The following is an 11,906-nucleotide window of genomic DNA, read 5'->3' on the forward strand; positions in this document are numbered from 1 at the left end:
TGAGCGACAATGACGGACCAAGGGGTTCAATTTCCGAAGTTTTATGTCACGGCGCCTTCACCGTGCCCCTATCTTGACGGCAAAATTGAACGCAAGGTTTTTACCGAACTCAAAGGCCCTGACGCCGCAGCCCTGAACGAAGCTCTGGGCCGTGTCGGCTTTCGTCGCAGCCAGTCAGTTGTATACCGCCCCGCGTGCGAAGGCTGTTCTGAATGTGTGTCGGTGCGCGTAAGGGTGAAAGACTTTCAGCCGACAAGGTCGCTTCGCCGGGTAAACAAGGCAAATAATGACCTCAAGTCGGAAGTGAGACCGCCTGTGGTGACCGAGGAACAGTATGCGCTTCTGAGCACTTACCTGCAAAACCGGCACGCCGACGGCACCATGGCAGACATGAGCGACGATGAATTCCGCGACATGGTTGAGGCTAGCCCAGTACAAACAGTATTGGTTGAATACCGCCGCGCGATAGACGGAAAGTTGATGGCGGCCGCACTGACTGACGAGCTCTCCGACGGGTTGTCGATGATCTATAGCTTCTTTGATACCACGGAACCTGGCCGCAGCTTGGGAACCTATCTGATTTCCGACCATATCAAACGGGCGCGACACGCGAATCAGCCTTATGTTTATTTGGGTTACTGGGTCAAAGGCAGCCCTAAAATGAGCTACAAAGGTCGCTTCAGGCCTCTCGAAAGGCTGGGACAAAACGGCTGGTTCGAAATTCAGGACGAAGAAACAGTAAAATAGGCGTCTTTGCTTGCCCCCCTGCATTCGCGCCCTATACTGTGCTGCGGCGGTCCTTCCTGTGATTTTTTCCACCTCCGGACATCCAGAAGGTCGCTCAGGGTTAGGTTAGGGGGAGTCTAGATTTTGCGTAAAAAAAACCTGCAGCCATTGTCTGAAAAATCCGGGGTAAAAAACCACGCCCTTGAAGAGAAAAGCCTGAGCCGGCGCAAGCTTCTGGGGGGCGTCGCTCTTGCTGGAGGTGCGGCTCTATTATCCGGTTGCTCTGGCGAAAAAGAGGACTGTGCCGGTGGCCCGGCTGTTTTGGGAAAAAAACGCCAGCTCAAGATGGTGACAAGCTGGCCGAAAAACTTCCCGGGCCTCGGTACCGGGGTCGAGCGACTGGCAAGGCGTATCGAAGCACTTTCCGACGGCTCCATCACAGTGAAGGTTTACGCGGCCGGTGAACTCGTCGGTGCACTCGGCGGTTTTGACGCCGTCAGCCAAGGCAAGGCCGACATGTATCATGCGGCGGAATATTACTGGCAGGGAAAATCCCCCGCATTCAACTTCTTCGCAGCGGTCCCCATGGGCATGACAGCGGCGGAAATGAACGCTTGGGTACGTTTTGGCGGCGGGCAGGAACTGTGGGATGAGCTTTCCGCAAGCTTCGGAATCAAACCCTTTCTCGCTGGCAACACCGGCGTTCAGATGGGCGGGTGGTTCAAGAAAGATATCAGTAGCGTTGAAGATTTCCAGGGCCTGCGCATCCGCATGCCGGGCCTTGGCGGCGAGGTCATGAAACGCCTTGGCGCAACACCTGTCACCAAACAGGGCGGTGAAATTTTCCAAGCGCTCAGCCAAGGCAACATTGACGCCAGCGAATGGATCGGTCCGTGGAACGATCTCGCGTTCGGTTTCCACACCATTGTGAAAAATTATTATTATCCCGGCATACATGAGCCGGGCTCTTCGCTGTCTCTCGGCTTGAACAAGGATATATGGGAAGACATGACACCGCGCGAACAGGCGATCATCAGCGCCGCGACCGCTGCCGAAAATGACATCATGTTTGCAGAATTCAATGCCAACAACGCACGGGCACTCGATACGCTGGTGAACGAGCACGGCGTAAAGCTCAAAAAATTCAGTGATGACATCCTGACACAACTTGGCAGATTGTCAGCCGAAGTATTGGCTGATGCCGCCAGAACCGATGATATGACCAAGCGCGTATTTGACAGCTTTTCAAAAGCACGGCACGAGGGTATCCGTTGGGGCGCAATTTCAGAACAGGCGTTTGCACACGCTCGCAGCCTGGTTGACAACTAATCAATGCAGAAATTTATTGTCGCGATTGATGCTTTTTCAGAGAAGAGCGGGCATTTGCTTGCCTTGCTGCCTCTCGCCCTCGTACTCACCCAGTTCATTGTCGTATTGATGGTGTATGTTTTCTCTTCCGGCAGCATACAACTGCAGGAAAGCCTGCAATATATAAACGCTTTGATGTTTCTGGGCGGCGCCGGATATACCGCCGTGAGAGGTGAACATGTACGTGTAGACATCTTTTATGCCAAGATGACCACGCGGGGGAAAGCCATTGTCAATTTCTGGGGCACGCTCCTCCTTCTTGTACCATTCCTTGTTCTTTTCTGGGTCTCCACCCTGCCCTATGTCACCGGTAGTTGGGCCATTATGGAAACCAGTACGGAGACAAGCGGCTTGCCTTACGTGTATATTCTCAAGTCGACCCTTTTGCTGTTCGCCTTCACCCTTAGCTTGCATGCGGTCGCCGATTTGCTGCGCCATGGCCGCACGATGCTGAAAGGCTAAGTGAATGGATATGTCGATCTTTCTCGTTATCAGCATGTTTATCGTGCTTGTCGGTTTTCTGCTGACAGGTTTTCCAGTTGCTTTCACCCTTGGCGGCACTGGTCTGTTGTTCGGCCTTATTGGCGTTGCCACGGGCACCCTCGACCTTACTTTCCTGGAAATCCTCCCTAATCGACTGTTTGGCAACGTTGTTAAAAATGAGCTTCTTTTTGCCATCCCGCTTTTTGTTACCATGGGCGTGATGCTTGAAAAGTCGAATGTAGCCGAAGACCTGTTGGAGAACATGGGACGATTGTTCGGACGGGTTCGCGGTGGCCTGGGTATTTCCGTCACTATTGTCGGCGCTCTGCTGGCTGCTTCTACCGGTATCGTTGGTGCCACCGTGGTGACCATGACCCTGTTATCTCTCCCGACCATGCTAAAGCGGGGTTATGATCAATCACTTGCGACCGGCTCGATCGCTGCTGCCGGGACCCTTGGCCAGATAATCCCGCCCTCAATTGTCCTTATTTTGCTGGCCGATGTCATTTCCTCAGCGTGGCAGCAAGCACAGCTTGACGCCGGAAACTTCTCCCCGTCACCAATGAGTGCTGGGGAGTTATTCGCCGGAGCCTTGGTTCCCGGCCTAATCCTTGTGGGGCTTTATATCCTTTATCAAGCTGCTGTAGCTTTGTTTAGCCCAGCGTCAAGTCCTGCAATCCCCCGTGCCGCAGACCAACGTCTCGACGCAGCTTTCTACGGCAGGCTTGTGGCTGCGCTCGCCCCACCGATGATCCTGATCATCGCTGTTCTTGGTTCCATTCTGTCAGGCATCGCCACCCCAACCGAAGCAGCGTCTGTTGGCGCCATCGGGGCGATCCTTCTGGGGGCGGCGCGGCAGGGCAAGCAAACACGCGTCATTGTCACGGCTTCTCTGGCTGCACTTCTGGTCCTACTCGCGCTGGCTGGCAGCATGGACCTCCGTATGGGGCGTCAGATAGTGCCAACCGCTGACCGCATCGCCTTTTACGCAGCCACCGTGCTGACAGCATTGTTTGCCCTTGGCCTTGTCTGGGCACTGTATAAAACCCACCGTAGCGGCGTACTGGACGATGTTATGCGCTCCACCGTGCGCATTTCTTCGATGATTTATGCCATTCTGATTGGAGCGGCACTATTTTCCCTCGTCTTCCGTGGTCTGGGCGGTGACGACGCAATAGAATCTCTGCTGCATGCCCTGCCGGGCGGCCAGTTCACTGCCATTCTTCTTGTAATGGTGCTGATGTTCATATTGGGATTTTTCCTCGATTTCATCGAGATTACTTTTGTGGTCGTGCCGGTAGTAGCCCCTGCCCTCCTTGCCATGGACGGTACCTATGGCCCTGTCTGGTTAGGGGTTCTGATTGCCATGAACCTGCAAACCAGCTTCCTGACACCGCCCTTTGGCTTTGCGCTTTTTTACATGCGCGGGGTCGTACCTGAGAGTGTGCCAACAGTGGCAATTTACAAGGGCGTTATCCCGTTTGTAATCATCCAGCTGTTCGCGCTATTACTGATCGCGCTTAAACCCGAACTTGTAACATGGCTGCCCAAGCTTTTGTTTTAGGCCCGCGCCACATTCTTTCCGGTTCGATTTAACACATCTGTAATCGTAGACATCAATACCGTCCGGTCCACAGGCTTACCTACAACACCGTTCATCCCGGCCTTGAGATAACTCTGTTTATCCTCCTCCATGGTATTAGCTGTCAGCGCAACAATCGGAATATCTGCGCGGTCATCATCACGCGCACGTATGAGTTTGGTCGCTTCAACACCATCAAGCACCGGCATGCGGATATCCATAAGCACCAGGTCGAAATCACGCTCATCGAGCATACATGTCGCTTCCCGACCATTACTCACCATTGCCAGGTCCCAACCATACTGCTCAAGGATCTTTTCAATAAGAAGCTGGTTAATGGCATTGTCTTCCGCGACCAGGACTTTCAACTGCCGGTTCTCTGCTCTTTCGCTGGTTTTATCGACCTCTCGCGGCAGAGGCAACGCGGCTTCTCGCAAAGGCTCCTGAAGCGGCACAGCCAGATAAAAACTCGCCCCCTGTCCTGGTCTGCCGCTCGCCCTTAGCGTGCCTCCCATCATCTGAGCAAGCTCCCGCGAAATAGATAGGCCGAGACCTGTACCGCTAACCTTTTTTGTTGCTGATCCGTCAAGTTGCTCAAACCGACCAAAGATTTTTTCCCGCTCGCTATTGGGGAACCCGGCACCTGTGTCGCGTACCTCCATTAGAAAATGCAGCCCTTCTGTATCGCGTTCGAATGAAAGAAAGACGTCAATCTGGCCCCGCTCCGTGAACTTGATAGCATTACCGACAAGGTTAAAAAGTATCTGACGAATGCGGCTGCCATCCCCTCTAACAGCAGCCGGTGCGTCCCCCGCCGCAACAACGTTCAGCGCCAGGCTCTTGGCGGATGCCGCTGGACGAAGCGTCGCCGCAGCCTTCTCGATAAGCTCCACCGGGTTGAAGTCGGTTTCGCGCAAACTCAATGTACCGGCTTCCATTTTGGCAAGATCAAGAATGTCGTCGATGATCGTCAACAACGTGTGAGCGCTGACATTCGCGGTTTCGACAAGCTGTTGTTGCTCGTCGGAAAGAGAAGTATCCTCCAGAAGACCGATCATACCTATCACGCCGGCCAGCGGGGTTCTCAGTTCATGGCTGGTATTGGCGAGAAAAGCATCCTTGGCCCGGTTTGCACGCCGGGCTTCTTCGCCTGCCACTAACGCCTGCTCTAACTCAACCTGCTTGCTTTCAAGCGCTTCGTTTTTTTCCAGAATGGCCTTCTCTGCACGCAGGAGGTCCGTGACATCGCGGGCGACACCAACAATTCTTGTCACATTACCCTTGGTGTCGGCAATCGTGGTCAGGCTTGCATCAACGGTCAACACCTCTGCGTTGGCACCTTTCATATCAAGGTAACCCCGCCATTCGCCAACGTTCCGAATACCCTCCAGAATAGAGGTTTTGTCTGAACGCCAGCTCCGCTCATATGCCATCAATGACGTAATGCGGCTGCCGACAAGTACATCACGCTGTCCACCAAACAAAAGCGCCGCCCCTTCGTTGCACTCCGTCAACCGCCCTGCCAGATCGCAAACAATGACAGCCTCACGAACCCGTTTAAGGATTTTCGCATTCTCCTGTAATTGACTGAGTGTTTTACATTCCGCCATTTTGGCACTGGCAAGCGAGGCAACGGCCATCAGGATATCAAGATGCTCCTGCGTGAAGTGTCCGACACGCGGATCCTCGCAATCAATGACACCGAGAATGTCATCACCGTAAAACAGGGGGACACAAAGCTCCGAACCGGGCTCTACGATGTCCGAGAGATATAATTCATTATCTCGTACGTCCGGTATCAGAAGCGGCTTTTCGGAAGCTGCAACGGTACCAGTAATTCCCTGCCCCAGTGCAACTTCAAGCGGGTTCAGAATGATCCGGCCTTCCGGGTTTTTGTCGCCAATTGCCGCGCGCTGCACCAGCACGCCGCGTGCGGAATCAACCTCGTAAAAAACGCAGTCCACGAATCCGAGCTTACCAACCACCTCTTTGGCAACATACCAGGCAAGCTCTTCGGCACTGGTGATCTGCATCAGTGACACAGCAAAACTATTCAAGACACGAAGTTGTTGTTCCTGGCGCTGTATAGACGCCAGAAGGTCACGCCGCTCCGTATCCGAACAGGTAGGAGCGTGTTCCGCCAAATGATTAATGTCGGTCAAACCGGCCTCTAACGGTAGTCAACAATTCAACTAGCTCTTTATTTCATAAAGTTGTTAACAATTTCCAAGGCTTGGCGTCAAAAGCACCATGAATCGAATATGCCCTAAATAAACACGCTTATGACAAGTCTAACATTCAATATTGGCGCATTACCATAAGCTCCCCGAGCACCACATTATAGCCATTGGCACACACGACGGGAAGGAATTGACAACAATCGGGTATACAGCTTTTGGTACAAACGACCATGGAGAATGCAATTGAACTTGGCGAAAAAAGCGAGGGAAAGCTTGGCTATCGCGGTCGCGAAGACATGGAATTCTACGTCGGGTATTGTCGCGACCTTGATGGCAACAAAATAAGTGCCTTCCACTACCGCCCGAAGAATGCCTGAATTAGAAGTACCGGGTTTGAACGACCCGGCATTTCCAAGGTTAGGGTAGCTTACCCGCTGAACTTGTTACTGCGCGGGAAGCCCATGGGCGGCAGGCGCCCGGCGTTGCCGCGTTTGCCTGTCCAGGGTGCGAGGTCAACCTCTGTGCGCCAACGGTCAGAGTTGCCGCCCATCGGCCACGTCAGACCTTCTTCCTTGTGGAAAATTGTCACGTCAGCCATACCGCCATCCTTGTAGCGTTGCAGGGCGACACCCTGCCCGCGTGCCAGTGTGGGTATTTCGTCAAGCGCGAAGACCAGCAGTTTGCGGTTCTCGCCGATAACCGCCACGCTGTCACCGTCCACCACCATACAGTGGGTCGCCACCACATCGCCCTTGACGTTCAGAAGCTGCTTGCCGCCTTTTTTCATTGCAACGGCCTGATCGGCGTCGGTGACAAAGCCTTTACCCAAAGAACTGGCGACAAACAGCTTGCCCCCGGGCTGGTACGGCATCAGTGCAACAATTTCGTCGTTGGCGTCCATATCAGCCATCAGCCGCACCGGCTCACCATGTCCGCGGCCACCCGGCAGCTTGTCAGCGCCCAGCGTGTACATCTTGCCGCTGGTGGCAAACAGGAACAGCTTGTCGGTGGTGTAGGCATGGAAACGGAAACGCTCCTCGTCGCCTTCCTTGTACTTTTGCTCTTCCTCCGGCTTGGCATGACCCTTCAGCGCGCGGATCCAGCCGCGTTTGGAGCACAGCACCGTAATCGCTTCTTTTTCGATCATGGCTTCAATCGGCACAATCTCGGCTGTCGGCGCATCACCAAAACGCGTGCGGCGCTTACCGAGAACTGTTTCGGGGCCGAATTTTTCCTTCATCTCCGAGAGCTTGTCACCCACCGCAATCCACTGCAGCGCGTCGGATGCGATCAGCGCATTCAGCTTGGACTTCTCGTCTTCAAGCTTGGCATGCTCTGTTCTGATCTCCATTTCCTCAAGCTTCCTGAGCGCACGCAGGCGCATATTCAGGATGGCTTCGGCCTGATTGTCTGTCAGCTTGAAGGTGCTCATTAAAGTCGCTTTGGCGTCGTCTTCCTCGCGGATAATGCGGATCACCTCATCAAGGTTGAGATAGGCGATCAAATAGCCTGAAAGAATTTCAAGCCGACGTTCAATCTTCTCAAGCCGGAAGCGACTGCGGCGCAACAGCACGTCAATTTGGTGGTCAAGGAAACTGTCCAGCACGCCCTTCAGGCTCAGGACCCGTGGCCGACCATCATAAGCAATAACATTCATGTTGAGCGAAAAGCGCGTCTCCAGCTCCGTCATGCGGAACAGGCTTTCCATCAGCACTTTTTCATCCACCGATCGGTTCTTGGGCTCGAGCACTACACGGATATCTTCGGTGGATTCGTCGCGCACATCGGTGAGGATCGGTATCTTCTTGTCACCGATCAGCTCAGCGATCTTCTCGATCAGCTTTGACTTCTGCACCTGATAGGGAATTTCGGTGATAACGATCTGATACTGGCCGTGAGAGAGGTCCTCGCGCTCCCAGCGTGCGCGCACGCGCATGGCGCCGCGACCCGTTTCATAAGCATGTTCGATGGTCTCGCGGTTCTCAACAACCTGACCGCCGGTGGGAAAATCAGGCCCGGGTATACGTTCCATCAGGTCGCGCACCGTCACCTCACGGGCCGGGTCGCGCCGTGCCTCGATCAGCAGTTGCAAACCGTCGATCAGCTCTCCCGCGTTGTGCGGCGGGATATTGGTCGCCATACCAACCGCGATACCGCTGGAGCCGTTGGCCAACAGGTTCGGGAAACAGCCAGGCAAAACGATAGGTTCTGAATCTTCCCCGTCATAGGTTTCGCGGAAGTCTACGGCGTCTTCATCAAGACCGTCCATCAGCACAGCCGCCACTTCTGTCAGCCGGGCTTCGGTATACCGCATGGCGGCTGCGTTATCGCCGTCGATGTTACCGAAGTTGCCCTGCCCGTCCACCAGCGGAAACCGCACAGCAAAATCCTGCGCCAGACGCACCATGGCATCGTAAACCGACTGGTCGCCGTGAGGGTGATATTTACCGATCACATCGCCCACAACGCGGGCGCATTTTTTATAACCCGTCTTGGGGTCCAGCTTCAAAAGCCGCATGGCATACAAAAGCCTGCGGTGGACGGGCTTGAGGCCGTCGCGCACATCCGGCAGCGAGCGGGACATGATCGTAGACATGGCATAGGCAAGGTAACGTTCGCTGAGCGCGTCTGCGAAGGGTTCCTCAATGATATTACCGGCAAAATCTGGATGTGTCGTCATGACTTCGACTATAGCAATCCGAATATAAAAGGCTACAAGATGTTGTGGTTATCCACAGTTTCTTTTGCCTCTATATACGACCGCTGGTCAAGCGTCCAAACGCATAATCGACGCCAGGAAGCGTTCCCGCGCTGGCGGTTGGCCGCTGCCCTGCACGGTCCAGACGTTACGACCAAGGAAATATCCGGTCAGCTTGAGACCCGCGCGCACATCACCTGCGGTGGCGTCGACCAGTTTGCCGGTGGTCAAAAAAGCGGGCAGCGCCAGCAGCTTTTCCTTATAGGGGCCGCCAGCCTCCCGGCTGACCGCACGTCCGGTCTTGGGCGAGACAAAGACAAGATTATCTGTCTGCCCGGTACCTGCACAGCGGCTGAGGTCAAGACCATAACCGAGTTCCGCCAGTATAGCGGCTTCAAGGCGGACAAGCGCACCGCCCCATACGACCGCGCCCCCTTCTTTGTGTTCCAGCAGATTGATCACAGCCTCAAGGTCGGCAAAAACCCTGGGGTGCGCTTCACGTTCCGGCAAGGTAGAGGCCACAACGGTAGCAATGGCCGAAAGCGCACTTATGCGCGCGCCCTCCCCCATCATCTGGCCCAGCGGGCTATGGATCAGTTCAACGGTGAAGCGGCCAAGGTTGGCCTCAAGCCGGGCATACCATTTTACCGACAGGCGGTTGCCCACCTGCAGGTTGGCTTTATTACGCCGCCCAAGCCCACCCTTTATAAAACCACGCGCACGGCCTCGTGAGCGGGTCATCACCTCCAGAACAGCGTCGGCCTCCCCCATACGGGAAACGGAAAGAACTATGCCTTCATCCTGCCATTCCATGAGGGTTGCCTAGTCTACGTAATCGAGGCCCATGTCCTGATAGACTGTACGGTCTTCAGCCCAGCGCTCGGTCACCCGCACATGCAGGAACAGATGCACCTTGCGGTCAAAATTTTCCTGCATGTCCTCGCGCGCGAGCTGGCCCAAAATCTTGAGCATGGAGCCATGCTTACCGATCACGATACCCTTCTGGCTGTCGCGTTCCACGTGGATGACCTGCTCAATGCGCACGCTGCCGTCCTTGCGCTCTTCCCATTTTTCGGTCTCAACCGTGGTCGCGTAAGGCAGTTCATCATGTAGGCGCAGGTATATCTTCTCGCGGGTAATTTCAGCCGCGAGCAAGCGCAGTGTCACGTCTGCAATCTGGTCCTCGGGGTACATGAACGGCCCCTCGGGCGCGAGCGCTGACAGATGCGCCTTGAGGTCGGCCACACCGTCGCCGGTAAGCGCGGAAATCATGAAAATATCATCGAACACGCCGGTTTCATGCATCTGGGACGCCAGAGCAAGAAGCTTTTCCCGGCGCACGGTATCAATCTTGTTGATGGCGAGGATAGCACGGCGCTTGGCACTTTTAAGGCCGTCAACAATATGCTGCGCCTCTTCGTTCAGGCCCTTTTTCGCATCGATCAGAAGCAAGGTCGTCTCCGCATCTTCGGACCCCTTCCACGCAGCGCTAACCATGGCACGGTCTAGCCGACGCTTGGGCGCAAAGATGCCCGGCGTGTCGATAAACACAAGCTGGGTATTCTCGTGCATGCCAATGCCGGTCACCCGCGTGCGGGTTGTTTGCACCTTGTGCGTCACAATCGCCACCTTGGCACCCACAAGTGCATTCAAAAGCGTGGATTTGCCCGCATTGGGCGCGCCGATGAGGGCGACAAAACCGCAGCGCATCGGTGCGCCTGATACTTCACTCATTTAGTTTCTCCTGCCAGCCTGTCGAGCAGCGCACCTGCGGCGGCTTGCTCAGCCTGACGTTTAGCGGCGCCGGTTGCGACCGCTTCGCCTTTGTTTTCCACCATTGCTGCAATGGTGAATTCGGGGTTATGGTCGGGCCCAGTACGCTCCACCAATTTATATGATGGCAGCGCCAGCCCGCGTGCCTGACACCATTCCTGCAACAGTGTCTTACAATCCTTGAAGGCACTAGGGCCTTCCTTCATCAGCGGTGCCCAGTGTTTACGGATAAACGCATTGGCAACTTCAAACCCGCCGTCCAGATACATCGCGCCAATCACCGCTTCCGTGACATCCGCCTGTATCGCTTCCTTGTCGCGGGTACCTTCCGCCTCCGCGCCGGGTGTGAGCAGAAGTTCCTTCGCTAGCCCCAGCTTCAGCGCCATTTCAGCCAGTGTTTCCCGGCGAACAAGGGCCGTAAAGCGTCGGTTCAATTTGCCTTCAGCTTCGGCTGGGTAGGCCTCCAGCAGCCATGTGGCAATCACCAGCCCAAGCACCCTATCGCCCAGAAACTCAAGGCGCTGATAATTATGTGTGCCCGACAAGGACGGATGGGTAAGCGCTTCCTCAAGGTAACTGGGTTTTTCGAAGCTGTAACCCGCAATCGTTCTCAAGCCGCTCATGCGCGGGCCTCATCCATCAGGCGCCGCATCTCGGCGATGGAAACCTCAAGCCCATGGAAAATAGCCTCGCCAATCAGGAAATGCCCAATGTTCAGCTCGGCAAGTTCAGGCATAGCCGCAATGGGCGATACTGTCTCATAGGCAAGGCCGTGGCCAGCATGCATCTCAAGGCCGCGCCCATAGCCGTATTGTACCGCTTTGCGGATACGTTCCAGCTCTTCCTGTTGGGCTTCGCCCGTCAACTCACAATAGGCACCGGTATGTATCTCAGCTACCGGGGCACCAAGGTCAACTGTGGCATCAAGCTGTTCTTTCGACGGATCGACAAACAGGCTGACACGGATACCTGCGCGGCTGAGTTCATCCACATAATGCTTCAGGCGGCTCTGTTGCCCCGCGACGTCAAGCCCGCCTTCGGTGGTCAGTTCCTGACGCTTTTCCGGCACCAGACAGGCCGCATGTGGTTTGTGCCG

At 55.1% G+C, this 11,906-nt stretch carries 11 protein-coding genes; 5 read left to right on the forward strand and 6 right to left on the reverse strand.

Annotated features, from left to right (window positions below):
* The first annotated feature begins 9 nt into the window (after positions 1–9).
* From ACN0VM_RS12565 to ACN0VM_RS12580, 4 genes are all read left to right on the forward strand, one after another.
* A complete protein-coding gene (locus tag ACN0VM_RS12565; RefSeq protein ID WP_417451232.1) occupies positions 10–747 on the forward strand; it encodes an arginyltransferase in 738 nt (245 codons plus the stop codon).
* 123 nt (positions 748–870) lie between these two features.
* A complete protein-coding gene (locus ACN0VM_RS12570) occupies positions 871–2,055 on the forward strand; it encodes a TRAP transporter substrate-binding protein (protein WP_417451233.1) in 1,185 nt (394 codons plus the stop codon).
* A 3-nt stretch (positions 2,056–2,058) separates the two neighbouring features.
* Positions 2,059–2,556 (forward strand): TRAP transporter small permease subunit, encoded by a 498-nt coding sequence (locus tag ACN0VM_RS12575; protein WP_417451234.1) that lies wholly within the window; start codon positions 2,059–2,061, stop codon positions 2,554–2,556.
* Between the two features lie 4 nt (positions 2,557–2,560).
* Positions 2,561–4,141 carry a TRAP transporter large permease gene (locus tag ACN0VM_RS12580; protein ID WP_417451235.1) on the forward strand — a complete coding sequence of 527 codons (1,581 nt, stop codon included), beginning with the start codon at positions 2,561–2,563 and terminating at the stop codon, positions 4,139–4,141.
* On the opposite strand, the gene ACN0VM_RS12585 is transcribed toward ACN0VM_RS12580, so the two are convergent.
* Complete coding sequence (locus ACN0VM_RS12585) at positions 4,138–6,321, reverse strand: ATP-binding protein (protein WP_417451236.1); 2,184 nt, start codon at positions 6,319–6,321, stop codon at positions 4,138–4,140. The two genes, ACN0VM_RS12580 and ACN0VM_RS12585, sit on opposite strands and share 4 nt — an antisense overlap.
* Positions 6,322–6,569: 248 nt before the next feature.
* Here ACN0VM_RS12585 and ACN0VM_RS12590 point away from each other — a divergent pair, with 248 nt between their 5' ends.
* Positions 6,570–6,716, forward strand: a complete 147-nt coding sequence (locus ACN0VM_RS12590; protein ID WP_417451237.1) for a hypothetical protein — start codon at positions 6,570–6,572, stop codon at positions 6,714–6,716.
* Between the two features lie 50 nt (positions 6,717–6,766).
* Here ACN0VM_RS12590 and parC read toward each other — a convergent pair whose 3' ends face one another.
* From parC to ACN0VM_RS12615, 5 genes are all read right to left on the reverse strand, one after another.
* Positions 6,767–9,019, reverse strand: coding sequence for a DNA topoisomerase IV subunit A (parC, locus tag ACN0VM_RS12595; protein WP_417451238.1), 2,253 nt, complete (start codon positions 9,017–9,019; stop codon positions 6,767–6,769).
* 87 nt (positions 9,020–9,106) lie between these two features.
* Complete coding sequence (gene recO / locus ACN0VM_RS12600) at positions 9,107–9,850, reverse strand: DNA repair protein RecO (RefSeq protein ID WP_417451239.1); 744 nt, start codon at positions 9,848–9,850, stop codon at positions 9,107–9,109.
* Positions 9,851–9,859: 9 nt separating this feature from the next.
* Positions 9,860–10,771, reverse strand: a complete 912-nt coding sequence (gene era / locus ACN0VM_RS12605; RefSeq protein ID WP_417451240.1) for a GTPase Era — start codon at positions 10,769–10,771, stop codon at positions 9,860–9,862.
* On the reverse strand, positions 10,768–11,433 hold the full coding sequence (gene rnc, locus ACN0VM_RS12610) for a ribonuclease III (protein ID WP_417451241.1): 666 nt from the start codon (positions 11,431–11,433) through the stop codon (positions 10,768–10,770). The genes era and rnc overlap by 4 nt, the downstream gene beginning before the upstream one ends.
* A partial coding sequence (locus ACN0VM_RS12615) for a pyridoxine 5'-phosphate synthase (RefSeq protein ID WP_417451242.1) occupies positions 11,430–11,906 on the reverse strand: 477 nt, incomplete at its 5' end. The genes rnc and ACN0VM_RS12615, both read right to left, overlap by 4 nt.

Source organism: Kordiimonas sp. (assembly GCF_048260245.1).
Taxonomy (GTDB): Bacteria; Pseudomonadota; Alphaproteobacteria; order Sphingomonadales; family Kordiimonadaceae; genus Kordiimonas.